We start from the raw sequence: 24,529 nt of genomic DNA, 5'->3' as shown, positions 1-24,529 counted from the left end.
GACACAACGTTGCCGGCGGGCGCAGAAAACCGGTGACAGGCTCCGATTTTCGAGAAATGTTTCCAAAAACCCGGTGCCTGTCACCGCTTCTGAAGAAATATTTCCAAAACCCCGGTGCCTGTCACCGGTTCTGGAGAAATGTTTCTGGAAAATCGGTGCCTGTCACGGGTTTTCAGCGCCGCCGCCACTCCATCCACCGCTCCTTGCCTTCGAACACGGGCAGCGAGTCGGGAACGGGCTCGTCTTCCACGAGCGTGAAGTGCGGCGCCAGCAGCGCGTCGAGCTCGGCGCGGGCGATGGCGAAGGGGGGACCCTTGCCGGCGTCGCCGAAGAAGAAGTAGCCGGCCAGCAGGCCGTCGTGCGGCAGCAGCGCGGCCCAGCGCTGCACCACGCGGGCGTGATGCTCGGGCGGCATGGCGCACAGGAAGGCGCGCTCATAGATCACGTCGAGCTTCTTTTCCGGCTGGTAGCTGAAGAAATCGGCTTGCACGACCCGCTCCGGCCAGCGGCGCACGACCTTGCGCGCCCGCGCCACGGCATTCGGCGAAAAGTCGATCGCCGTCGCGTCCCAGCCCGCCTCGCACATCAGGTCGAGCTCGTAGGCGGAGCCGGCGCCGGGGATCAGCGCCACCGGCGGCACGATGTCGGCATCGGCGGCCGCGTCGCGCGAGGCCACCAGCGTGCGCAACTGTTCCGGAATGCCGCCGGCATCCCACGGCATGAATTGCCGGGCAAAGCGTTCATCCCAGAAGCTGGGATCGAGAGGGTCGCGCGTGTCGAATTCGGGCATTCACAGTACTCCATGCCAGCGCAGCCAGGCCTGGAAACCGATGGCCCCGGCCACGAAGGCGCCGACGAAATAAACGAAAAAGCTCAGCAAACGGTTGGTGCGGCGTTGTTCTTCCGTGAGCCGCCGCAGCAGCTCGTTGGTGGTGTCGTCGCGCTCGCTCATCGCCGTGAGCGCCTGGTGGGTGAGCCGCGGCAGCTGGGGCAGGATATGCGAGTAACGGGGCGCTTCCGCCTTCAGCTTGTCCACCAGGCCGCGCCAGCCCACCTGCTCCGACACCCAGCGCTCCAGGTGGGGCCTGGCGGTCTTCCACAGGTCCAGGTCCGGGTCCAGCACGCGGCCCATGCCCTCGATGTTCAGGAGCGTCTTCTGCAACAGCACGAGCTGGGGCTGCACCTCGACATTGAAGCGGCGCGACGTCTGGAACAAGCGTAGCAAAATCTGGCCGAACGAGATGTCCTTCAAGGGCCGGTCGAAGATCGGTTCGCAACAGGCGCGCACGGCCGCTTCCAGCTCGTCGACACGGGTGTTCTTCGGCGCCCAGCCCGATTCGATGTGCGCCTCGGCCACCCGCTTGTAGTCGCGGCGGAAGAAGGCCAGGAAGTTCTGCGACAGGTAATCCTTGTCGTAATCGTTCAGCGTGCCCACGATGCCGAAGTCCAGCGCGATGTAGCGGCCGAACGTGGCCGGGTCGATCGACACGAGGATATTGCCCGGATGCATGTCGGCATGAAAAAAGCCGTCGCGGAACACCTGCGTGAAGAAGATTTCCACGCCATCGCTGCCCAGCTTCTTCAGGTCGACGCCCGCCTCCACCAGCCGGTCGATCTGCGAGACGGGAATGCCGCTCATCCGCTCCATCGTGATGACGTCGCTCGAGCAATAGTCCCAGTACATCTCGGGCACCATCAGCAGGTTCGAATCGGCGAAGTTGCGGCGCAGCTGGGCGGCGTTCGCGGCTTCGCGCATCAGGTCCAGTTCGTCGTGCAGGTATTTGTCGAATTCGGCCACCACCTCCTTCATCTTCAGCCGGTGAGCATCCTTCCACAGCCGGTTGATGACGTCGGCGGCCAGGTTCATCAGCGCCACGTCCTCGTCGATGAGTTTTTTCATGCCCGGCCGCAGCACCTTGACGGCGACAGGCGTGCCGTCGGGCAGCGCGGCAAAGTGCACCTGGGCGATCGAGGCGGAGGCGACCGGCACCCGCTCGAAGCGCGCGAACAGCTGGTCGGGAGGGGCGCCCAGCGAGCGCTCGATCTGCAGCATGGCCAGTTCGCTGTCGAACGGCGGCACGCGGTCCTGCAGCTTGGACAGCTCGGCCACGATGTCCGGCGGGATCAGGTCGCTGCGGGTGGACAGCACCTGCCCCAGCTTGACGAAGATGGGCCCCAACTCCTCCAGCGCCAGGCGCAGGCGGATCGCGCGCGCCGTCGAGATATTGCGCCAGAAAAAAGCCGTGTCGAAGAAGCGGTTGATGCCGGGTTTATCGAAACCGGAGATAGCGATCTCGTCCAGGCCATACTTGACGATCACACGCAGGATTTTGAACAGGCGAACGAATTTCAGGATCATCGAGGGGCTGCGCCTTGGTTGACGCCTTGGTTGACGCCTTGATTGGACTTATTGTTGAACTTCTGTTCCAGCTTTTCCAGCCGCTTGGCGAAACGCTCGACATCGTCACGCAAGCGCGTCACGTCGGCGGCGAACGCCTGGGCCGTCACGGGGCGCACCAGCACCGGGTCTTCTTCGAGGAAATACTCGGCGACGTTTTCCGTCACCTTGCGCTGCCCATTTTTCAGGGAGGCAAGCGCCGCTTTCGCGCCCTCGACGAGACGCACCGCCGCCACGGCACCGACCAGCTTTTCCAGGTCGTGCTCTGCTTCCCAGCGCAGCGATTGCGACAGCCGGGAAATCGCGTTGGCGAACTCGGCATCGCCTTCGATCTGCACATAAGAGAACGCGCGCTCGCGGTTTTGCGCGATCAGCGGCAGGTCCGACAATTTCAGGCGGATCGTGACGGAGGCAGCCGGATGCTCGGCGCCGGCCGCTTCGACCATGCCGTCGGCGGCGACGCGCAACCGTAATTCGACCGGCGAAGCGTCGATGCGGGCCACCTTGCCGGCATACTGCTTCAACTCGGCTCTGGCCCAGGCTTCCTGTGCCAGCAGGTGGTTGATCGTGGCGGCGGCCGGCATCGACAGGGCCGGCAACGCATTAGAGAATGGGAACATGTGAATTTTTTGGGGCGCAAAAAAACAAAACCGCCCAGGAAATCCGGGCGGTTTCGATCTTACCAGTTTGCAGGGGATTAACCCTGCACGATGGTTACGGACGGCTTAAGCGACCTGCTGAATGCCCGCGAGCAACCAGCCGGCATTGCCATTGACGGGCTTGACCAGGTTCCACACTTCGTTGAACGGCTCGGGCAGCGCATCCGGCGCGGGCTTGATGCGGCCGGTGAATTGCACGGAAGCGAGGTAATCGCCGCCATTGTTTTCGATGCCCAGCAGTTCCGCTTCGATCTCGACCACGTCCGTGTAGTCATCCTTGCCGCCGCGTTCCTGGATCTGCATGCGCAGTTCGGCGAACACTTCCGGCGTGGTGAATTCGCGGATATCGTTGATATCGCTCTTGTCCCAAGCCGCTTGCAGGCGGATGAAATTACCCTTGGCATGGCGCAGGAACGCGGCCTGGTCGAAGTCGGCCGGCACGCCCCACTGCTGGTGCGGTGCCTGGGCGGTCGGCTTGTTCAGGTCGATACCCGAGGAAGCCGGCTGGAAGGCCGAAGGCTGCAGGCGCGAACCGATTTCCGGGGTAGCCGAGCCACCCTGCGGCGTGGCATTACCAAAGCCGCCGCCGCCGAAGCTGCCGTTACCGCCATTATTGCCGCCGAAACCACCGGCATACGCGGCCGCGGGCTGGGCACGGTTACCCTTGCCCTTGATCAGGCGCCAGATGAAGAAGATGGCCGCGGCGATCAGGGCAAACGTGAGGATCGTGCCGATCGCGCTGGCCAGCGCACCGCCGATGCCCAGGTGCGACAGCAGCGCGCCCAGGCCGAGGCCCAGCAGTGCGCCGCCAAGGATACCCTTCCACATGCTCGGCTTCTTGGCCGGCATGGCCGGCGCCGGCGTCGGCTGGGTGGCCGGACGGGCCGCCTGCTGCTGTTGCGGCGTGGCCGGTTGTGCCTGGCGCGGCGCCATGTTCTTCACGTTTTGCGACTGGCGGCCGAACGACTTGCCACCGCCCATCGGGCGGGCGGCCAGCTCCGCCGTCATCGAAATGGCGGCCAGCGCCAGGGTGGCGCCGACCAGGAGTTTTTTCAGTTTCATGGCTGTGTCCTAGCTTTACAGTTTGATACCGGTGTGTAACGCGGCCACACCCGCCGTCAGGTTGTAATACTGGACCCGCTCCAGTCCTGCCGCCTGCATCATCGTCTTCAGCGTTTCCTGGTCCGGATGCATGCGGATCGATTCGGCCAGGTAACGGTAGCTTTCCGAGTCGTTGGCGATCCGCTTGCCCAGCCACGGTAACACCGAGAACGAATACACGTCGTACGGCTTCTGCAGGGGCTCGGCCACCTTCGAGAATTCCAGCACAAGCAGCTTGCCGCCCGGCTTCAGTACGCGACGCATTTCCGACAGCGCCTGGTCCTTGTGCGTCATGTTGCGCAGGCCGAACGCCACGCTGACCCGGTCGAAATAATTGTCCGGGAAAGGCAGTTTTTCGGCATCACACAGCAAGGTGGGGGTGACGAGACCCTTGTTCAAGAGACGGTCGCGGCCCACCCGCAGCATCGATTCGTTGATGTCCGTGAGCCACACTTCGCCCGTCGGCCCCGCCTGCTTCGCGAACGCCTTCGCCAGGTCGCCGGTGCCGCCGGCAATGTCCAGCACCTTCATGCCGGGGCGCACGGCCGCATTGGCGATCGTGAACGTCTTCCAGAGGCGGTGCAGGCCGCCGGACATCAGATCGTTCATCACGTCGTACTTGGCGGCGACGGAATGGAAGACCTTGGCGACTTCCTTGACTTTCTCGTCCTCGTTGACGGTCTTGTAACCGAAGTGGGTGGTGTTGGTCATTAGCGATGGTAGGGCGGGTTGATCTCCCGGCATTATACAGAGGGCCTACCGGCGCCTGTCGCAGGGATTGCTGACCGGGAGGCATCATTGCCGAATTTGCAATTTCCAACATTTTTCCGAAGTCGTGTCAACCACCCTCCACAAGGCCGCGTTAAGCGAGCAAGCCGGTCTCTTCGACACGGCATCTGTCTACTGATTACGGAGGAAGACAATGGAGCTTCAACATCAACTCCCCAAGGATATTTACTTTCCGGAGATCGATGAGGCGACCCGCCAGATGATCGACGCAACGGATGCGCAGGCGCGCCGCGCCCAGGGTGGCAAGCCGCCCGCACCGATGCCGTTCAATGCTGAAGCGATTCGCACGCTGCCGCCTGCCGCCCGTGCCGCCTTCCGCTACATCTGGGAACGCGAACAGCGCCGCTACGAAGAATACGTGCGGCGCCGCCGCACCAACGCCGTCAACTAGGCGCCCCCGACATAACCTATCGACGTATCTCCATCAGATACGTGATCAAGCAAGCGAAAGACAGGCCTGATCGATATCGCCTCGCTGCTCATCACGGATACGCAGCTGCGAAAACGGTGCAACCACCCAGGCGTGCGTTCAACCATTGAACGCCATCGGCCAGGCCTTTCACGGGATTCGACGCCAAGGCGTGCATTCGTGCTGCGATTCGTCGCCAGCGCTGCCAGGGTGGCGGGCTGGAAATTCGTTGATCATAAAGCTGACGAAATCGTCTCAAGAGGCGAGGCACTGCGTCGGCGCTGGAAATGTACGGCAAGGCCGGGGCCTGTCCGTGCATTTTCGACGCAGTATCGGGGCGATTCTCGTCGGATTTATTCAACGAATTCCTGATTCGCCACACTAGGCCCGCTGTACGCTCGAGGCGTATGCTCGATCAGCACGGGGCGCCGAGCTTACCGCGATCGGCCGGCTTCCCAGTATGCTCACCACCAGCAGTGCGGTACGCTCGCTGCATCGATGCAGCTCGATCGCGCATGATCTGGTCATCCTCCCGAAGGCGCCGCAGGACTGCCTCGGGGACGCCCTGCCAGACACCGCCTTGCATCATTTGTGACGGCGACGCCAGCACGTCATGCCCCTGCCGCACCCAGGTCCCCACCGCAAGTACTCCAAGGCATTCCGGTTCCAGGGACAAACAGGATCCCAGTCACGGCCTGCACGATGCTGATTTTCCGGATACCACCGTCAGGTGCCCGGTGGTTCCTCGCACTGTAACCGGGGCCGTGCGGGTCAGGCGATGGCGAGGCGCACTGCCGCGATGGACCTCTGTACGCCAAGTCCGACGAAAGCACGTCCTTCTTTCTGGCATCATATTGCGCAGCTGGTGGATAGCATGGCCGTATAGGAATCTGGAGAAGACCAATGACCGGTACCCATCGAAGAGCTGCGGACTCGGCCAATGATAATTCGGCACAATCGAGAGCGGACCGCCTTTGTGCAGAGTATGTCGAGGTTGGATTAGTCATGCAGGAGATGCTCGGCACGCGGGCTGCGGCTGACTATCTCTGCGAGAAGAATATTTCGATCGACATTGCGACAAGAGTACTGACGCGACCACGGCAGCGCAGATGGCGCCCGTTTGTTAACGACGGATCGTTCGAAGCCGCGCCTGCAATGGTCCAGCTCTCGAATTGAAACGCTGTCGAGCGGACACACTGGTATCGCCCCAATACGCGCGTCGATACGTCATGGCGTCAACGATTTCGCGGACTGGCAAGGGAAAGCCATGCCGTGCTCGATCATGTGCGCTATACGCACCATTTCCGTGGTACTGCGGATTTCGCAGGCGCATGGCAACCCGGTTGCGTTCGTGACGCTACGGCTGCATCCGGTGGCACAGTTCCTGTTGTCGAGATGAGCATGGATGTGAAGCACAGACATGTTCCTCCAGCGCAGCCACATGCGCAGAAGAATCATCGCTTTGTGCTCAATATAAGCATACACTGCAACTCTATCCGACGCCATTTGTCAGCGTCTGGAGGTGCCCTGCTCATCACCAGCGGCGCTTATTGTAGAGGCAGTGCCTAGAGGTTTATATGCAATCGAGCGATTTCAGCAGTGGGGCCATACCGACCAGCGATCTAGTCTCATTATTCAGCGCCTGTCGGGACGAAGTTCTTGAAAGTTGGCGGAAGCGCGTGGTTGTCGAGGTCAAAAGCGCGGCGGCGCTCGGAAACCCGGTTTTGGTCGATACTCTACCTATCTTGTATGACAATATCGCCCGAGCCCTTGCGTCCGGAGATACGCGTAGCATAGCCACTTCGGCCACGAACCTCGCCCAGGTTCATGGCCGCGAGCGCGCGATCATGACTGAGTATGGCCCGCAGGATTTGATCCGGGAACTGCAGATTTTTCGCGAAGTGCTATTTGCGGTGGCGAAAACGAGAGGTTTATACCTACGTAAGCAGGATGCGGATGTCATCGGCAACTCGATCGAATACGCTACGCGCGAGTCGATTGTGGGCTATAACGCGGCCGGTAAGGAGGAAACCGAATCCTTTATCGCCAACTTGTCTCATGACATGAGGAATCCCCTTCACGTCGCGAGTGCTTCTGCCCAGTTCATTCAAATGGCCACGCCTGACCCGCAGACCAGTGCTCTGGCGAAACGCGTTGTCGAGAAAATTCGCGAGGCAGATGCCATGCTTCAGACGCTACTTGACGCCGCAGTGTTGAAGGGGCGCATGAGATTAAAGCTGCACTTAGGGCAGTTTGAAATGTTGCAGTTGGCAAAAGAAGTAGGCGCCGACGCTTCTTTAAACGGGCAGCCTGTTCAAGTCGCCGGTGAAGAATTAATCGGCCACTGGTGCGAAGTTTCAATGAAACGTGTCCTCGAGAATCTGATTGCCAACGCGCAGAAATATGGGGATACGTCGAAAGCGATCACGGTAGCTGTGCAAAGAGTCGATAGCCGCATGCTGTTGTCCGTACATAACGAAGGGACGCCTATTTCTCCATCCGATATGCCACGCCTCTTTAACAAGTTTCAACGCATGGAAGATGTCGTTATTAAAGGCTGGGGTTTGGGTCTACCATTTGTCCAGAACGTCGTGGAAAGCCATGGGGGCAGTGTTATTGTTGAAAGTGCGGAAGGCAGGGGCACGACCTTTACTGTATCGGTTCCCATCGATGCGCGTCCGTATGTTACTCATTGACCGGGCAATCCATCGTAAAGGTCGGCATTACAAGTCATCAGGCGCTGTCCGGGCGCCACGCGCGCCCTTCCCCCGCTGTCAGCGCAGCCCCAGATGGCTGCGCAGCGTGGTGCCTTCGTAACGGGTGCGGAACAAGCCGCGTCGTTGCAATTCAGGCACCACCAGCCGCAGCACGTCGTCGAGCCCGCCCGGCAGGGTCGGCGGCATCAGGTTGAAGCCGTCCGCCCCGCCCTGCTCGAACCATAGCTGCATCTGGTCCGCGACCTGCTTCGCCGTGCCGATCACGGTAAAGTGGCCGCGGCCGCCGGCAATGCGCTCGTACAGCTGCCGGATCGTCAGGTTCTCGCCCTGCGCAATTGCCGTCAGCAGTTGCTGGCGGCTGCGCTGGCCATCCTGCGTGACCGGCAGTTCCGGCAGCGGACCGTCGAGCGGATAGCCGGACAGGTCGAAATTGCCGATCATCCTGCCCAGCAAGGCCAGGCCAGCCTGCGGTTCGATGAGGCTTTGCAGCAGACCGAACTTGTCCTGCGCCTCCCCTTCCGACTCGCCGACGATGGCGAAGATGCCGGGCGTCACACGCAGGCTATCCGGCGCGCGGCCATGCCGTTCCACCCTGCCCTTCATGTCGCGATAGAACGCCTGCGCGTCTTCCAGCTTCGCTTGCGCGGTGAATACCACGTCCGCCGTGGCCGCGGCCAGCTCGCGCCCCGTTTCCGAGCTGCCCGCCTGCACGACGACGGGTTTGCCCTGCGGGCTCGGTGGCACGTTCAGCGGGCCGGCGACGGAAAAGTGCTGGCCACGGTAATTCAGGCGGCGCACCTTCGCCGCGTCGAGCAGCCGCCCGGCGGCCTTGTCGTTGACGAAGGCCCCCTCCTCGAAGCCCTGCCAGAGTCCATTGACCACTTCATGGAATTCGCACGCCCGCGCATAGCGCTCGCCGTGCTCCACATGCCGCGCGCGGCCGAAGTTCGCCGCTTCGGCCGCGTTGTCGGAGGTGACGAGGTTCCAGCCCGCGCGGCCGTTCGAAATACTGTCGAGCGAGGCGAACTGCCGCGCCACCGTGTACGGCTCGTTGTAGGTGGTGGTGGCGGTGGCGATCAGGCCGATGCGCTCCGTCACCGCGGCCAGCGCCGACAGCAGCGTGACCGGCTCGAGCGACGGCGCGCCCGTCAGCGCCACGCTGTCGGCCAGGAACACCGCGTCCAGGCAGGCGCGTTCCGCGCTCTGTACCACCTTGCGATACACCTCGAAGGGTGGCGAGACCAGGTCGGTATCGGGATGCCGCCATGCGGCCACGTGGTGGCCGTGGCGCATCAGGAAGGCCGTCAGGCTCAGTTGCTTGTTTGCGTGCGCCATCAGAACTCCTTGCGTGCGGTGATGCCGAAATAGCGGCTGTCGTCGCGCGGCACGCCGCGGTGCACGTAGCCGGTGCCGGTAACGAGGTTCGTCGCATACGACTCGTTGGCCAGGTTCTTGCCCACCAGCGCCACGCGCCAGCCTGCGGCCGGTTGCGCCAGTTCGACGGCGGCATTGACGATGCCGTAGCCTGGCTGGATCGCGTCGGGCGACTGGAACAGGTCGAACTGCGTGCGGCTCTGGTAGGTGTAGTCCAGGCTCAGGTTGACTTCCTGGCCGCTCGCCAGCGGCACGTTGTAGGCACCACGGAGGAAACCCTTGAAGCGCGGCGCGAACGGCAACGTCTTGCCATCCAGGTTGCACGACGCGGCCGCCGCGGGCGGGCAGTTGAATGCATCGACTTGCGCATCGGTCCACGCGAAGGCGCCTGTGAAAGTCAATTGCGCAGTCGGCCGCGCCGTCACGTCCAGTTCGACACCGCGGGTGGAGACGTCGCCCGCATTGACCAGGCGCGTGACGACGGCACCGGCCACCGTGTCGTAGAAGTTCGCCTGATAGTTCGCGTAATCCGTGTGGAACAGCGCCACGTTGGCCGTCAGCCTGCGATGGAACGCCGATGCCTTCAGGCCAAGCTCGAAGGAACTCGAGGTTTCCGGCGCCAGCGCGAGCGTATCGCGCAGCAGCATATTGAAGAACACATTGTAGGCCGGGCCCTTGTAGCCTCGCGACCAGGTCGCATAGGCCGTAGCCGCCGGCGAGAAATCGTGCTGCAGGCCGAGCCGGCCGGACCAGCCATCCGTGTCCGTGCTGCCCTGGTTCCGCGTGCCCGGCTGGACGCCGGCGAAGGCCGTGCTCTGCGTGGACGTGCGCACATGGTCGTAGGACAGTTCGTCGCGCGTCCAGCGCGCGCCGGCGATGACGCGCCATGCGGGACCGAGATGGAACGTGCCTTCGCCGAACGCCGAGTAGCTGTCGCTCTCCACGCCATAGTCTGCCCGGCCGCTGTTCGTTGCCGCCGTCGTCACGATACGCCGGTAGGTCTCGCGGTCCTTGCCGTGCAGGTAGAACAGGCCGGCCACGTAGTCGACAGCGCCGGCAGAGGACAATGCAATGCGCGGCGAAGCGATGCGCAGCTCCTGCGACGCCTGCCTGAACTCCAGCGTGCCGATGTCACGCGTGGCCGGATACGCGCTCGTGATGCGCGCCAGCTCGGCGCTGTTGCCGATCGGCGAGGTGGTCGTGTGCTGGGTGTTGTCCCAAGAACGCCAGGCGGTGATGGACGTCAGCGTATAACCATTGCGGCGCCAGTTCACCTGCGCCGAGATCCCCTTGTTGATGTCGTCGATCGCGTTCGGCAGGTCGAAGTTCACCTGGCGGTTTTCGGCCCCCGCGACGACAGGCAGGATGGCCTGCGCGAACGGCGCGCTGGTTTGCCTGGAAGCGGCCAGCGTGGGCGAGCTTTCCGACTTCAGGTAGTCCGCGATCAGCGCGATGTCGGTATCGGCATTCGGCGTGATCTCCAGCCGGCCCCGCACGCCGCGCCGCTCGTAGCCGTTCACCTTGCCGCCGCCGGCGTGCACGTTCGTCACATTGCCGTCGTAGTCCGCGTACGCCGCGTTGATGGACGCGCGCAGCACGCCGGGCCGCAGCGCGCCGCCGATCCCGGCGCGTACGCGCTTTTCATGGCCCGTGTAGGCCGAAGCGTCGACATAGCCCGAGAGCTGTTCGGTCGGCGTGCGGCTCACGATATTGAGCACGCCGGACGATGCGTTCTTGCCGAACAGCGTGCCCTGAGGGCCGCGCAGCACTTCGATGCGGTCGATGTCCAGCAGGTCGATCGTGGCCTGCCCGGGGCGCGCATACACCACGCCATCCACCACCGTCGACACGGTGGGCTCGACGCCCGGCGACGTCGATATGGTACCGATACCGCGAACGAACAGGGTCGAGTCCTTGTTGCCGCCCTGCTGGCGGAACGCCGCGCTCGGAATCTCCTGCACCACCGTGTCGATGCTGGTGCGGTTGGCCAACTCCAGCTGCTCGCCGCTCACCACCGAGACCGCGAGCGGCACCGATTGCAGCGACGCCGAGCGGCGCGTGGCCGTGACGGTGACGGAGGCGACGACCGCTTCGCCTGGAGCGCCCGCCGCCGCTGCCGCCGCTGCTCCCGTTGCCTGCGCTTCCGGAGCGTCCACCGTCACCGGCTCCGCCCCGTGCGCGAAGTGAGCGCCGAGCAGCACGCCGAGCGCCACGCCCGCGTGGATATTCCGATGCTTGTTGTTCTTGTGCTGCCTTTTCATGAAATCCCCAATATGCGAAAAACCGTTCTGCACCTGCATAAAACCAGCTTGGTGCCCGATGCGCTGACTGTTAAACTTTTTTCCATGGTACCGATACCGTCGCAGTGTCTGCGAACGCAAAAATGAAGTCAAAGAATCAAATCACGCATCGATATGTCGTTTGAGAATATGTGCACACCATCGAAGAAACGCCGCGGTTCCGGGCGCGCCACCATTCACGACGTGGCGAAACTGGCTGGCGTCGGTTCCATCACGGTCTCGCGCTACCTGAAGAAGAACGGCTTCGTTTCGGAAGAACTGGGGGCGCGGATCGACGCGGCGATCGCGCAGTTGAACTACGTGCCGAACCTCGCCGCCGGCGGGCTCTCGTCGGCGCACAACAAGGTGGTGGGCATGGTCGTGCCGAATATCTCGGGGCCGATCTTCGCCAGCACGATCCAGAGCTTCAACGACACGCTGAACCGCCACGGCTACCAGGTGCTGCTGGCATCGAGCTACTTCTCGGCCGAGCAGGAAGAAAACGCCGTGCGGGCCTTCCTGGGCTGGTCGCCCGCCGCACTGGCCGTGGTCGGCCGTTTCCACACGCGTGGCACCGAGGCGATGCTGGCGGCGGCCGGCATTCCTGTCGTCGAGACCTGGGATTACGCACCGCGCCGCAAGCCCATCCAGGTGGGCTACTCGAACCGCGAAGTCGGGGCGCAGGCGGCGCGCCACCTGCTCGCGAAAGGCTACCGGCGCATCGCCTTCGTGCAGAACAGCCTGGCCGGCGACCTGTCGGCACTGGATCGCCGGGACGGCTACGCGGCCGTGCTGGAAGAGCACGGGCTGGATCCGTGGACGTATGCCCCGACCGAAGCGGCGCCGTTCGACGCGGGCCGGGAGGCGCTGGAGAAACTGACCCGCGGCAAGCGCAAGGCCGATGCAATCATCTTCGCCAACGACAACCTGGCGGCCGGCGCCCTGCTCGCCTCGCAGCGCGCCGGACTGGAGGTGCCGCGGCGTTGCGCGCTGATGGGCTTTGGCGACTATGCGTTCTCGCCGCTGCTGCTGCCCAGCCTCACCACGATCCGCCCGCCGGGGCGGGAGATCGGCGAGATCGCCGCGCAACGCATCCTGCAGGCGCTGGGCGCATTGCCGGCCGATCCCAGGCCGGCCCGATTGAACCTGCTCGACTGCGAACTGATCGAGCGGGAAAGCACTTGAAAACAGGAGAGATGATGAAGAAGTTTTTCACGGCCGTGCTGGCCATGGCGCTGCTGACGGCACTGCCGGGCCGTGCCGAGACGATACGGATCGGCTTCCAGAAGGGCGGCGGCCTGCTGACGGCGCTCAAGCGCCAGGGCGCCGTCGAAAAGGCGTTCGCGCCATCCGGCACCACCGTGAGATGGATCGAGTTCCCTGCCGGACCGCAGATGCTCGAAGCGCTCAATGCCGGCAGCATCGATTTCGGCACCACGGGCGCGCCGCCGCCCATCTTCGCGCAGGCGGCCGGCATCGACGTCGTATACGTGGGGGCCGAACCGCCGCCGGTCGCCAGCGAGGCGATCATCGTCAAGCCCGACTCGCCGATCCGCACGGTGGCGCAGCTGAAGGGCAAGCGCATCGCCTTTGCCAAGGGTTCCGGCTCGCACCTGCTGCTGGTGGCGGCGCTGAACAAGGCCGGGCTGACGCTGCGCGACGTGAAGCCGATCTTCCTCGGCCCTTCCGAAGCGCGCGCCGCGTTCGATGGCGGCAGCGTCGATGCATGGGTGGTGTGGGACCCTTACCTGGCCGCCGCCCAGAAGTCATACAACGCCCGCGTGGTCGCCGACTACACCGGGCTGTTGCAGGCCAACGGCTTCTATCTCGCTTCGCGCGCATTCGTGCAGCGCTCGCCGCGCGCCGTGGCCACGTTGCTGGAACAGATCGCACAGGCCGGCAAATGGGCCAATGCGCATCGGGAGGAAATGGTGGCGATGATGGCGCCGCAGGTGGGCGTGCCGCCGGACGTGATCACCACCTGGCTGGGGCGCCAGACGGCGGGCGTGATGCCGATGGACGCGGCGATCGTGGCCAACCAGCAGAAGGTGGCGGACCTGTTCTACCGCGAGAAGCTGATTCCGCGCCCGGTGACGATCGCCACGCAGGCGTGGACCTGGCGGCGCCAGTGAGAGGCGCCGCCGGGGAGGCTTAGAACTCTTCCCACTCGTCCGCTGCGGCCGCCTTGGCAGGGGCAGGCTTTTGCGTGCGCGGTGGCGTTGCCTTGGCTGCCGGCGCCTTGGGTGCCGGCGCTGTCGTCACGCGCGGCAGTGCCGGTTTTACAGTAACGGGCTTGGCCGGTGCGGATGCCGCTGCCTGCGCGGGCGCGGCAAAGGCATCGTTCGACAGCTTGAATGCGCTCACGGCGTTCAGCAGGTTCTGCGTCTCGTGCTGCATTGCCTGCGTGGCGGCCGCCGCCTCTTCCACCAGCGCGGCATTGCGCTGCGTGACTTCGTCCATCTGCGTGATCGACTGGTTCACCTGGGCGATCCCGTTGCTTTGCTCGCGGCTCGCTTCGGCGATGTCCACCACGATGCCGGTCACGCGCCCGACGCTCGTCACCATCTCGTTCATCGCCTGCGCGGCCTGAGTGGCCAGCATGCTGCCGGAGCCGACCTTGTCGACGGAGTCGTCGATCAGTGCCTTGATCTCCTTGGCAGCCGACGCGCTGCGCTGCGCCAGCGTCCGCACCTCGGAGGCCACCACGGCGAAGCCGCGGCCCTGCTCGCCGGCACGCGCCGCTTCCACGGCGGCGTTCAGCGCCAGGATGTTGGTCTGGAACGCGATGCTGTCGATCACGCCGATGATGTCGACGACCTTGCGCGACGATGCGTCGATCGCCGCCATCGTCTCGGACATCTGGCCCATCACGGCGCCGCCGGCGACTGCCTTGGTGGACGCCTGCTCCACCAGCTCGCGCGCCTGCATGGTGTTGTCGGCGGTGCTTTGCACGGTGCTGGTCAGCTCTTCCATCGTGGCCGCCGTTTCCTCCAGTGCGCTGGCCTGGCTTTCGGTGCGCGACGACAGGTCCTGGTTGCCGAGAGCCACCTCGTTCGCGGCCGAGCCGATCGCCTGGGCGCCGGTGCGCACATTGCCCACCATCTCGATGAGGCTTTGCTGCATCTTCGCGATGCCGCGCATCAGGCGCCCGATTTCATTGTCGCCCTGTACGTCGACGCGGGCGGTCAGGTCGCCATGCGCGACGCCATCGAGCAAGTCGACAGCACGCTCGAGCGGAGCAATGACCAGGTTGCGCAGGAAGACGTGCATGCCGATCACCATGGCCAGCGCGACGCCCAGGCCGAGCGCCACGAGCCACAGCACCATGCGGTATTCGCCGTCGCGCTCGGCAATCAGCTTCTCGCCGCGCTCGGTGTTCTGCTTCTGGAACTTCTGCAGCAAGGTGGTGAACTTCGCACCGGCCGGCGCCAGCTGCTTGCTGCTGATCGCCGCGAACGTAGCGGAATCGCCCTTGCGCAGCGCGGCGGCGGCTTCGTCGATGGCAGCGGTCATCGGCTCGACAGACTCGATCAGTTCCTTGCGCAACGCCAGGTCGGTGCCCGACGACGGCGCGCTGGCCGCGAACTCGTCGCGGCCCTTGCGGATCTGGTCCTGGTACTTGACGACATTTTCCATCGCATTGCCGGTGGACGGGCCCTGGGCGCCTTCCTTCGACTCGGAATAGGCGCGATTGAGGCTCGTGCGGGCGCGGGTCGTGTCCTTGTACACCTCGTTGATCGCCTGGGTTTCCGTGGCGATGTCCTGCACCAGCGACAGGGCGTGGTTGGAACGGTTGATCATGAAGACGCCGAGCGCCGCGCCGATCGCGATCATCGCGGTGAACAGGCACAGCGCCGCCATCAGGCTGAAACGGACGGTAAGTTTGGGCATGGACTCTTCCTGGAAAGACGGACTTCGAACGATCATTATTCTCGTCCGCCCCACTGCTCCATACAATGCCGCACTGCTACGTTTCGGCAAAAAAGTAGCCCGGCAGCAACAGAATCTTGCCTGAATGTTCTCGTTCCAGCGGCCTTGGATGCCCCTTTACCCCTACCGCTGAGCTGGTCGCAAAACAACAGGGGACTGTCCCCGGAGGGACAAAACAACAGGGGACAGTCCCCGGGGGACTGTCCCCCGCAGCGTATCCGCAACGAAAAACGGCTGCGCCGGGGTCCGGGCAGCCGTTCTACATGACTGTATTTCCTGGAAACGGGTTAGACCCCGGTTCATGGAAACTTAGTGCCGGTGGCCGCAGCCGCCGTGGTGGGTGTGGGTGCTGGTGCCGTGCAGCACGGCGCCCGGTTCGCGGCCGGTGTCGCCGAAGAAGCCGGCGGCGTGCAGGCGGCCGATGTAGTCGTGCCAGCGGGCGTTCATGTTCGCGCCCAGGTCGTACAGGTATTCCCATGTGTACAGGCCGGACTGGTGGCCGTCCGTGAAGATCGGCTTGAGCGCGTACTGGCCGACGGGCTCCAGGTCGGTGATGCCCACGTCGCGCTTGCCGACCTGCAGCGTTTCCTGGCCCGGGCCGTGGCCCTGCACTTCGGCCGAAGGCGAGTACACGCGCAGCAGCTCGTACGGGATGTTGAACGATGCGCCGTCATCGAAGGTGATTTCGAGATAGCGCGACTTGTTATGCAGGGTCAGGGAAGTGCAGGTAGGCATGGGGTTCAGCTCGATTCGTCAGCTAGGTTCATTCAACGCGGTTCGTTCAACCCGGTTCGTTCAGGCGTTCGCGGATCGTGGCGTGCAGCTCGGGCAGCAGCGCGGTGCGCACGGCGACGGCGCCGGCGTCGGGGTCGCGTTGCCGCGCGCCCCACGTGGGATTCGGGAAGTGCGCATCGTCGGCATAGCGCGGGATCACGTGCCAGTGCACGTGCGGGGTCATGTTGCCGAAGCTGGCCACGTTGACCTTGTGCGGCGCGAGCACGTCGCGCTGGGCCGCTTCCACGGCCCACACGGCGCGCATGACGCGATCGCGCTCGCCTGGTGCCAGGTCCGTCATTTCCTTCACGTGCGCGTTCCATACGACGCGCGTGAAGCCGGGGTAGCCCGGCTCGTCGACGGCGACGATGCTCAAGGCATCGTCGCGCCAGATGATGGTGCCGGCAGCGGCGCCTTCGGGGGGCGCCGCCAGCAGCTTGCAGAGATCGCAGCCCATGTTCATCCGCGCGTCACACCAGCACGCGTTCGATGCCGCCGTCGTTGGCGCGCTTCACGTAGTCCGGCATCCAGTTCTCGCCCAGCAGGTTCTTGGCGATTTCCACGACGATGTAGTCGGCCGTGGTACCCGAATCCTCGTTGTAGCGCGACAGGCCCTGCAGGCACGACGGGCAGCTCGTGAGAATCTTCACGTTGCCGTCGAAGCCGTCGGCGCGCAGCTTGTCCGAACCCTTGACCATCTCCTCTTCCTTGCGGAAGCGCACCTGCGTGGAGATGTCCGGCCGCGTCACGGCCAGCGTGCCCGACTCGCCGCAGCAGCGGTCGTTCTTCTCGATCTTCACCTGGTCATGCGTCTGCACCAGCGCGTTCACGGTCTTCAACGGGTCCTGCTGCTTCATCGGCGTGTGGCAGGGATCGTGGTACATGTAGCGGGTACCCGTCACGCCTTCCAGCTTCACGCCCTTCTCCAGCAGGTATTCATGGATGTCCATGATGCGGCAGCCGGGGAAGATCTTCTCGAATTCGTACGTCGACAGCTGGTCGTAGCACGTGCCGCACGACACGAGGACGGTCTTGATGTCCAGGTAGTTCAGCGTGTTCGCCATGCGGTGGAAGAGCACGCGGTTATCCGTCATCATCTTCTCGGCCTTGTCGTAGTCGCCGGCGCCGCGCTGCGGATAGCCGCAGCACAGGTAGCCCGGCGGCAGCACGGTCTGCACGCCCACTTCCCACAGCATCGCCTGGGTGGCCAGGCCCACCTGCGAGAACAGCCGCTCCGAACCGCAGCCCGGGAAGTAGAACACCGCCTCGGTGTTGGCGTTGGTCTTCTTCGGGTCGCGGATGATCGGGATCATCTTGTCGTCCTCGATGTCCAGCAGCGCGCGCGCCGTCTTCTTCGGCAGGTTGCCCGGCATCTTCTTGTTGACGAAGTGGATCACCTGCTCGCGCACGGTCGGCTTGCCGGTCGTGGGCGGCGGCGCCTTCGTCTGTGCGCGCGCCACGGTCTTGAACACCTCGTTGCCGAGGCGCTGCGCCTTGCCGCCCACGCCCACCAGCGCCGTACGCGCCGCCGCGATGGTGCCGGGGTCGGTCGCGTTCAGGAAGAACATCGTGGCCGCCTTGGCCGGACGGAACGAGCGCTTGTCCATCTTGCGCAGCAGGTTACGCATGTTCATCGACACGTCGCCGAAGTCGATGTTCACCGGGCACGGCGTCACGCACTTGTGGCACACGGTGCAGTGGTCGGCCACGTCCTCGAATTCTTCCCAGTGGCGGATCGAGATGCCGCGGCGGGTCTGTTCCTCGTACAGGAACGCCTCGATCAGCGACGACGTCGCCAGGATCTTGTCGCGCGGCGAGTACAGCATGTTCGCGCGCGGGATGTGCGTATTGCACACCGGCTTGCACTTGCCGCAGCGCAGGCAATCCTTGATGCTGTTGGCGATGTCGCCGATATCGCTTTGCTGCATGATCAGCGATTCGTGGCCCATCAGGCCGAAGGATGGCGTGTAGGCATTGCGCAGGTCCGCATTCATACCCGGCAGGTTCAGCAGCTTGCCCTTGTTGAAGCGGCCTTCCGGGTCCACGCGCAGCTTGTAGTCGCGGAAGTCGCCGATCTCGTCCTCGGTGAGGAATTCCAGCTTCGTGATGCCGATGCCGTGCTCGCCCGAGATCACGCCGTTCAGCGAACGCGCGAGCTTCATGATGCGGGCCACGGCCTGGTGCGCGTCCTGCAGCATCTCGTAGTGGTCCGAGTTCACCGGCAGGTTGGTGTGCACGTTGCCGTCGCCGGCGTGCATGTGCAGCGCCACGAACACGCGGCCGCGCAGGATCTTCTTGTGGATCTCCTGCGCTTGCTCGAGGATCGCGCGGTAGGCGCCACCATTGAAGATCTGGCGCAGCACGGCGCGGATCTCGTTTTTCCAGCTGATGCGCACCGTGCGGTCCTGCACCACGTCGAACAGCGTGGCGTGCGGCTGGCGGCCCAGGCGCTCGGCGAAAGCGGGATCGAGTTCGCCCAGGCCCAGGCCCATCAGGTCCACGCGCACGTCGGCCAGCGGCTTGTCCAGGTTCGCCAGGATGAAGCTCCAGCGGTCCTGCACCCCGTCCAGCAAGGCGATGGCCTGCTGCGGGCGATCGCCCAGCATTTCAGCGTCGCCCACGTGGTCGTCGCTGGCGTCGTCGCTCTTGCCGACTGGGAGATTGCCGGCCTCGAAGTATTCACGCAGCGCCTGCGCCAGTTGCAGCTTGTTCTTGATCGACAGCTCGACGTTGATGCGCTCGATGCCGTCCGTGTACTCGCCCATCCGGTTCAGCGGAATGACGACGTCCTCGTTGATCTTGAACGCATTGGTGTGCTTGGCGATCGCCGCCGTGCGGGCACGGTCGAGCCAGAACTTCTTGCGCGCTTCGGGGCTGACGGCCACGAAGCCTTCGCCCACGCGGGTATTCGCCAGGCGCACGACTTCCGACGCGGCCAGCGCCACGGCATTCTCGTTGTCGCCCACGATGTCGCCGAACAGCGCCATCTTCGGCAGCACGCCGCGCTTGGACTTGGTGGCATAGCCCACGGCGCGCAGGTAGCGCTCGTCCAGGTGTTCCAGGCCGGCGAGGCGCAACGTGGCGAACTGCTCGCCCTTGGCCGGCAGGCCGTCCAGGTAATCCTTGATTTCCACGATCGAAGGGATCGCATCGCGCGCCTGGCCGAAGAACTCCAGGCAGACGGTGCGCGTAAACTTCGGCATCTTGTGCAGGATCCAGCGGGCGGACGTGATCAGGCCATCGCAGCCCTCCTTCTGCACGCCCGGCAGGCCGGCCAGGAATTTGTCGGTCACGTCCTTGCCCAGGCCTTCCTTGCGAAACTTGCGGCCTTCGATCTCCAGGATCTCGGTCTTGAACGGTGCGCCCTTCACTTCGCCTTTCGCGTTCGGGTGCGTCCATTCCAGCTTGAAGCGGGCCAGCGGCGTATCGTGGATCTTCGACAGGTTGTGGTCGAGGCGCGTGACTTCCAGCCAGTCGCCGTTCGGGTCGACCATGCGCCACGATGCCAGGTTGTCCAGCGCCGTGCCCCACAGCACGGCCTTCTTGCCGCCCGCGTTCATGGCGATATTGCCGCCGATGCACGAGGCGTGCGCCGACGTGGGGTCGACCGCGAACACGAAGCCGGCCTTTTCGGCGGCGCCGGACACCTGGTTCGTGATCACGCCCGCTTCCGTGAAGATGGTTGCGTAATCGCGCTCCAGGCCCGGCAGGACCTTCATCTCCACCGGGTCGATGCGCAGCAGTTTTTCCGTGTTGATCACGGCCGACAGGGGCGTCAGCGGAATCGCGCCGCCCGTGTAGCCGGTGCCGCCGCCGCGCGGGATGATCGTCAGCCCGAGCTCGATGCAGCCCTTCACCAGGCCGGCCATTTCATCCTCGGCGTCCGGCGTCAGCACCACGAACGGGTATTCGACGCGCCAGTCGGTGGCGTCGGTCACGTGCGTGATGCGCTTCATGCCGTCGAAGCGGATATTGTGCTTGGCCGTATAGCGGCCCAGCACCTTGACCGCGCGCTTGCGCAGGTCGTACATCTGGCGGAATTCCTCGCCGAAGTCTGCCACGGCCTTGTTGGCGGCGGCCAGCAGCTTCTCGACATTGGCGGCGCGGCGCGCGGCGGACTCACCCGATTCGCCCGCGTCCACCGTCATGCGGCGCTTGTCCACCTCGGAGAGGCGGTGATGCAGCGCGTCGATCAACGCCTGGCGGCGCTTCGGGTTGTCCAGCAGGTCGTCCTGCAGGTAGGGGTTGCGGCGCACCACCCAGATATCGCCCAGCACTTCGTACAGCATGCGGGCGGAGCGGCCGGTCTGGCGCGCGCCGCGCAGCTCGTCCAGCAGCTGCCACGATTCCTCGCCCAACAGGCGGATGACGATCTCGCGGTCGGAGAACGAAGTGTAGTTGTACGGGATTTCGCGCAGGCGGGTCGGCGCGTGGCCGTCCGGCGATTCGGCGAGCAGGGCCTGGATTTGTGCTGGGGCGTTCATTCTATGGGGGGAAGACAAGGACGCTTGATGGGATCACTAAGGGGTCCATTTTAGCTTATTGCGGCGCACCACGCCCCAACAGCCCTATTTCTTGCCGGGTTAACCGAGCGTCAAGTGACAAGATATTATTTGGTTGACAGCAGGAAATGACGAAATCGATGCGGTCCGAGCATGTCTAAACGTCAAAAAAATGCGCTGATTCCGGTGGGGGAAAATAAAGTGTAGTGTTTCAACCACCCAGCGCCTGCGCCAGGGAGCGCCAAAAACCGTCCGGAATGTACAGCAGCGCGGCCGTCATCGTCAGGTAACGGGCGAACTTGCCGATTGCCATATAGCCGACAGCGGGCCAGAACGGCAGCTTCAGCCAGCCACCCAGGGTGCACAGCGGATCGCCGATGGCGGGCACCCAGGACAGCAGCATCGTCTTCGCGCCGTAGTGCGACAGCCAGCCGAACCAGCGGCTTGCGCGCTCCTTCGCGAACGCTTCCTTTGCGTAATAGCCCATCCAGTAATCGACGATGCCGCCCAGCGTATTGCCGCACGTGGCCACCAGGATGGCGGGCCAGAACATGTCGGGATTGGCCTTGCAAACGGCAAAGACGGCCGGTTCGGAACCGAGCGGAACGAGGGTCGCGGAAACGAAGGCGATGATGAAGACGGACGTCAACCCCACTTCCGGCGCCGCCAGGAACGCCAGCAGCCAGGCAATGGCATTTTCGATCATGCGGTTTCGATCATGCGGAGTCGATGATGGGGAAGCGAATCGTTCGGGGTCAATTTGCGTAATGACATGAAGTTTTGCCGAAGCGCTCAGGCTTGCCATTATAATGTTTCGACCCCTGTCAATACCGCACGAATGAACAGGCGCGTCCACCCATGCGATCCTGTTTCTATTCGCGCAGCTTTCGGCAACCCTTCCGGTCACCCGTCGCCAAGGCCACGCATCCGCCATCCGCCAGGATTCACTCCGTTCGAAGACCATGACTACCGACTACCTGAAGAAGATCCTTACCGCGCGCGTCTACGACGTTGCCCATGAAACGCCGCTGGAGCTGGCGCCGACCCTGTCGCAGCGCTACCAGAACCGAATTTACTTCAAGCGCGAGGATATTCAGGACGTTTTCAGCTTCAAGATCCGCGGCGCCTACAACAAGATGGCCCACCTGTCGGATGCGCAGTTGAAGCGCGGCGTGATCTGCGCCTCGGCCGGCAACCATGCGCAGGGCGTGGCCCTGTCCGCCGCACGCATGGGTTGCCGCGCCGTCATCGTGATGCCGACCACTACCCCGCTCGTGAAGATCCAGGCGGCGAAGGCGCGCGGCGGCGACAACGTGGAAGTGGTGCTGCACGGCGAGTCGTACACCGATGCATACCACCATGCCCTCACGCTGGAACAGGAACAGAAGCTCACGTTCGTGCACCCGTTCGACGATCCGGACGTGATCGCCGGCCAGGGCACGATCGGCCTGGAGATCCTGCGCCAGCATTCCGGCCCCATCCATGCCGTGTTCGTGGCGATCGGCGGCGGCGGCCTGATCTCCGGCGTGGCCGCCTACATCAAGCAGATCCGCCCCGACATCAAGATCATCGGCGTCGAAACGTTCGATGCCGACGCGATGGCCCGCAGCCTGAAGGCCGGCGAGCGCGTCACCTTGCCGGACGTGGGCCTGTTCGCCGACGGCACCGCTGTGCGCCTGGTTGGCGAGGAAACCTTCCGCCTCGCGCAGCAGTACGTGGATGATGTGATCATCGTGGACACCGACGCGATCTGCGCGGCCATCAAGGACGTGTTCACCGATACGCGCTCGATCCTCGAGCCTTCCGGCGCCCTGGCCGTGGCCGGTGCCAAGGCCTACGTCGAGCGCGCCGCGCTCACCAAGAACCCGATCCAGAACGCGACGCTGATCACGATCACGTCCGGCGCGAACATGAACTTCGACCGGCTGCGCTTCGTGGCCGAGCGCGCCGAGCTGGGCGAATTCCGCGAAGCCGTGTTCGCCGTGACGATGGCCGAACAGCGCGGCAGCTTCAAGCGCTTCTGCTCGCTGATCGGCCCGCGCAACGTGACCGAGTTCAACTACCGCATCAGCGACCAGGAACAGGCCCATGTGTTCGTCGGCGTGCAGATCGCCGACCGCGGCGAATCGAGCGCGCTGGCGCGCCGTTTCGAGGAACACGATTTCAAGACGCTGGACCTGACGCATGACGAACTGGCCAAGTCGCACCTGCGCCACCTGGTCGGCGGCAAGAGCGCACTGGCGCGCGACGAACTGCTGTACCGCTTCGAGTTCCCCGAGCGCCCGGGCGCGCTGATGCGCTTCCTGGACAGCATGGCGCCGAACTGGAACATCTCGCTGTGCCACTACCGCTCGCAAGGCGGCGACGTGGGCCGCATCCTGATCGGGCTGCAAGTCCCGCCGGAAGAGATGGAAGAGTTCGGCAAGTTCCTCGCCACGCTGGGCTACCGGTACTGGGACGAGACGCACAATCCGGTCTACAAGCTGTTCCTGTAATCGCCGAGCATCCCCCAGGGACCAGGTTTCTGTAAATGTTTCAAAAAAACCGGGTGCCTGTCACCGGGTTTCGGGAATATTTCAAAAAAGCCGGTGCCTGTCACCGGTTGTCGTTTTCCGCTACCATGGCAGGCTGTCCCGTTTTGAAGGCCTGCCATGTCGAACTCTCCCGAACAATCTCCACTCGGCAAGAACTCCGCTTACCGCACCGACTACGCGCCGGAGCTGCTGTTTCCGATTCCCCGCGTCGGCAAGCGCGACGAGCTCGGCCTTTCGGGCACGCTGCCCTTCTTCGGCGTCGATATCTGGAATGCCTACGAACTGTCGTGGCTGAACATGCGCGGCAAGCCGCAGGTGGCCGTGGCGCGCTTCACGGTGCCGGCCGACTCGCCGAACATCATCGAGTCCAAGTCCTTCAAGCTGTACCTGAATTCGTTTAACCAGACGCGGCTGGGTGGACCGGAAGCGCTGCGCGACCTGCTGCAACAGGACCTGTCGGCCGCCACCGGCGCGAACGTGCACGTGGTGCTGACGATGCAGGAAGATTTCGGCAAGCTGGAGATGGGCGAGCTGGAAGGCCTGCTGCTGGACCGCCTCGATATCGAAGTCGACAATTACTCGCCGCAGCCCACGATCCTGAAGGCCAATTTCGAGGAAGCGCCCGTCGAGGAAACGCTCGTGTCGCACCTCCTGAAATCGAACTGCCTCGTCACGGGCCAGCCGGACTGGGGCAGCGTGCAGATCAGCTATGCCGGACCGCAGATCGACCAGGAAAGCCTGCTGAAATACCTGATCGGCTTTCGCGAGCACAACGAGTTCCACGAGCAGTGCGTGGAGCGGATCTTCGTGGACATCATGCGCGAATGCAAACCTTCGCACCTGACGGTCTATGCCCGGTATACCCGCCGTGGCGGCCTCGACATCAATCCCTGGCGCAGCAACTTCACGAAGGCTGGAAGGCCGTCGAATTTACGCAACGCACGACAATAATTGAGCCATCACAAAGTATCCATTGTGAAAGTATGCTCAGCTTCAGCTTCCCCGCAGCGCGTTCGGCCGAAACGCGCAATAATTGGCTAAACAGGGTTTGCACGAGCGAATA

Annotated in this window: 19 protein-coding genes; 7 read left to right on the top strand and 12 right to left on the bottom strand. The window is 63.9% G+C overall.

The features are described 5' to 3' along the window. Positions 1–172: 172 nt before the first annotated feature. The 5 genes from V6Z91_RS10610 to ubiE all read right to left on the bottom strand — a co-directional run bounded on the left by V6Z91_RS10610 (position 173) and on the right by ubiE (position 4,869). Positions 173–790 carry a methyltransferase gene (locus V6Z91_RS10610; protein WP_338770178.1) on the bottom strand — a complete coding sequence of 206 codons (618 nt, stop codon included), beginning with the start codon at positions 788–790 and terminating at the stop codon, positions 173–175. Next, positions 791–2,359, bottom strand: a complete 1,569-nt coding sequence (gene ubiB / locus V6Z91_RS10605; protein ID WP_338770176.1) for a ubiquinone biosynthesis regulatory protein kinase UbiB — start codon at positions 2,357–2,359, stop codon at positions 791–793. Continuing rightward, positions 2,356–3,018 (bottom strand): SCP2 sterol-binding domain-containing protein, encoded by a 663-nt coding sequence (locus tag V6Z91_RS10600; protein WP_338770174.1) that lies wholly within the window; start codon positions 3,016–3,018, stop codon positions 2,356–2,358. The genes ubiB and V6Z91_RS10600 overlap by 4 nt, the downstream gene beginning before the upstream one ends. A gap of 105 nt (positions 3,019–3,123) precedes the next feature. Continuing rightward, a complete protein-coding gene (locus V6Z91_RS10595) occupies positions 3,124–4,119 on the bottom strand; it encodes a TIM44-like domain-containing protein (RefSeq protein ID WP_338770172.1) in 996 nt (331 codons plus the stop codon). 15 nt (positions 4,120–4,134) lie between these two features. After that, the gene (gene ubiE, locus V6Z91_RS10590) at positions 4,135–4,869 is read right to left on the bottom strand and encodes a bifunctional demethylmenaquinone methyltransferase/2-methoxy-6-polyprenyl-1,4-benzoquinol methylase UbiE (RefSeq protein WP_338770170.1); all 735 of its coding nucleotides are present in this window, start codon (positions 4,867–4,869) and stop codon (positions 4,135–4,137) included. Between the two features lie 211 nt (positions 4,870–5,080). Here ubiE and V6Z91_RS10585 point away from each other — a divergent pair, with 211 nt between their 5' ends. The 3 genes from V6Z91_RS10585 to V6Z91_RS10575 all read left to right on the top strand — a co-directional run bounded on the left by V6Z91_RS10585 (position 5,081) and on the right by V6Z91_RS10575 (position 8,052). After that, positions 5,081–5,338, top strand: a complete 258-nt coding sequence (locus V6Z91_RS10585; protein ID WP_338770168.1) for a hypothetical protein — start codon at positions 5,081–5,083, stop codon at positions 5,336–5,338. A gap of 921 nt (positions 5,339–6,259) precedes the next feature. Beyond that, on the top strand, positions 6,260–6,532 hold the full coding sequence (locus V6Z91_RS10580) for a hypothetical protein (RefSeq protein ID WP_338770167.1): 273 nt from the start codon (positions 6,260–6,262) through the stop codon (positions 6,530–6,532). A 401-nt stretch (positions 6,533–6,933) separates the two neighbouring features. Beyond that, on the top strand, positions 6,934–8,052 hold the full coding sequence (locus tag V6Z91_RS10575; RefSeq protein WP_338770165.1) for a HAMP domain-containing sensor histidine kinase: 1,119 nt from the start codon (positions 6,934–6,936) through the stop codon (positions 8,050–8,052). A 78-nt stretch (positions 8,053–8,130) separates the two neighbouring features. On the opposite strand, the gene V6Z91_RS10570 is transcribed toward V6Z91_RS10575, so the two are convergent. Continuing rightward, entirely contained in the window at positions 8,131–9,408 is a 1,278-nt protein-coding gene (locus V6Z91_RS10570; RefSeq protein WP_338770163.1) for an LLM class flavin-dependent oxidoreductase, read from the bottom strand. Then, entirely contained in the window at positions 9,408–11,708 is a 2,301-nt protein-coding gene (locus V6Z91_RS10565) for a TonB-dependent receptor (protein ID WP_338770160.1), read from the bottom strand. Before V6Z91_RS10565 ends, V6Z91_RS10570 begins: the two co-directional genes overlap by 1 nt. A gap of 168 nt (positions 11,709–11,876) precedes the next feature. Between V6Z91_RS10565 and V6Z91_RS10560 the strand changes: the two genes are divergently transcribed. Together V6Z91_RS10560 and V6Z91_RS10555 are read left to right on the top strand one after the other, a co-directional pair. Beyond that, positions 11,877–12,911 (top strand): LacI family DNA-binding transcriptional regulator, encoded by a 1,035-nt coding sequence (locus V6Z91_RS10560; RefSeq protein WP_338770158.1) that lies wholly within the window; start codon positions 11,877–11,879, stop codon positions 12,909–12,911. A gap of 11 nt (positions 12,912–12,922) precedes the next feature. Continuing rightward, positions 12,923–13,858, top strand: a complete 936-nt coding sequence (locus V6Z91_RS10555) for a sulfonate ABC transporter substrate-binding protein (RefSeq protein ID WP_338770156.1) — start codon at positions 12,923–12,925, stop codon at positions 13,856–13,858. Positions 13,859–13,877: 19 nt separating this feature from the next. On the opposite strand, the gene V6Z91_RS10550 is transcribed toward V6Z91_RS10555, so the two are convergent. From V6Z91_RS10550 to V6Z91_RS10530, 5 genes are all read right to left on the bottom strand, one after another. Beyond that, the gene (locus V6Z91_RS10550) at positions 13,878–15,617 is read right to left on the bottom strand and encodes a methyl-accepting chemotaxis protein (protein WP_338770153.1); all 1,740 of its coding nucleotides are present in this window, start codon (positions 15,615–15,617) and stop codon (positions 13,878–13,880) included. A gap of 348 nt (positions 15,618–15,965) precedes the next feature. Next, positions 15,966–16,391: a DUF971 domain-containing protein gene (locus tag V6Z91_RS10545; protein ID WP_338770151.1), complete on the bottom strand. Its 426-nt coding sequence runs from the start codon at positions 16,389–16,391 to the stop codon at positions 15,966–15,968. Positions 16,392–16,437: 46 nt separating this feature from the next. Then, on the bottom strand, positions 16,438–16,887 hold the full coding sequence (locus V6Z91_RS10540; RefSeq protein ID WP_338770149.1) for an HIT family protein: 450 nt from the start codon (positions 16,885–16,887) through the stop codon (positions 16,438–16,440). A 13-nt stretch (positions 16,888–16,900) separates the two neighbouring features. Further along, positions 16,901–20,914, bottom strand: a complete 4,014-nt coding sequence (locus V6Z91_RS10535; RefSeq protein ID WP_338770146.1) for an FAD/FMN-binding oxidoreductase — start codon at positions 20,912–20,914, stop codon at positions 16,901–16,903. Between the two features lie 229 nt (positions 20,915–21,143). Then, positions 21,144–21,638 carry a YqaA family protein gene (locus tag V6Z91_RS10530; protein ID WP_338770143.1) on the bottom strand — a complete coding sequence of 165 codons (495 nt, stop codon included), beginning with the start codon at positions 21,636–21,638 and terminating at the stop codon, positions 21,144–21,146. A 256-nt stretch (positions 21,639–21,894) separates the two neighbouring features. On the opposite strand from V6Z91_RS10530, the gene ilvA reads away from it, so the two are divergent. Next, positions 21,895–23,427, top strand: coding sequence for a threonine ammonia-lyase, biosynthetic (gene ilvA, locus V6Z91_RS10525; RefSeq protein WP_338770141.1), 1,533 nt, complete (start codon positions 21,895–21,897; stop codon positions 23,425–23,427). 156 nt (positions 23,428–23,583) lie between these two features. Beyond that, positions 23,584–24,417, top strand: coding sequence for an NADPH-dependent 7-cyano-7-deazaguanine reductase QueF (gene queF, locus V6Z91_RS10520; protein WP_338770137.1), 834 nt, complete (start codon positions 23,584–23,586; stop codon positions 24,415–24,417). Positions 24,418–24,529 lie beyond the last annotated feature (112 nt).

The sequence above is a fragment of the Massilia sp. METH4 genome (assembly GCF_037094685.1).
Classification (GTDB): domain Bacteria; phylum Pseudomonadota; class Gammaproteobacteria; order Burkholderiales; family Burkholderiaceae_D; genus Rugamonas.
Note: the sequence above shows the minus strand (reverse complement) of the source record. Positions and strands in the feature narration are given on the sequence as shown.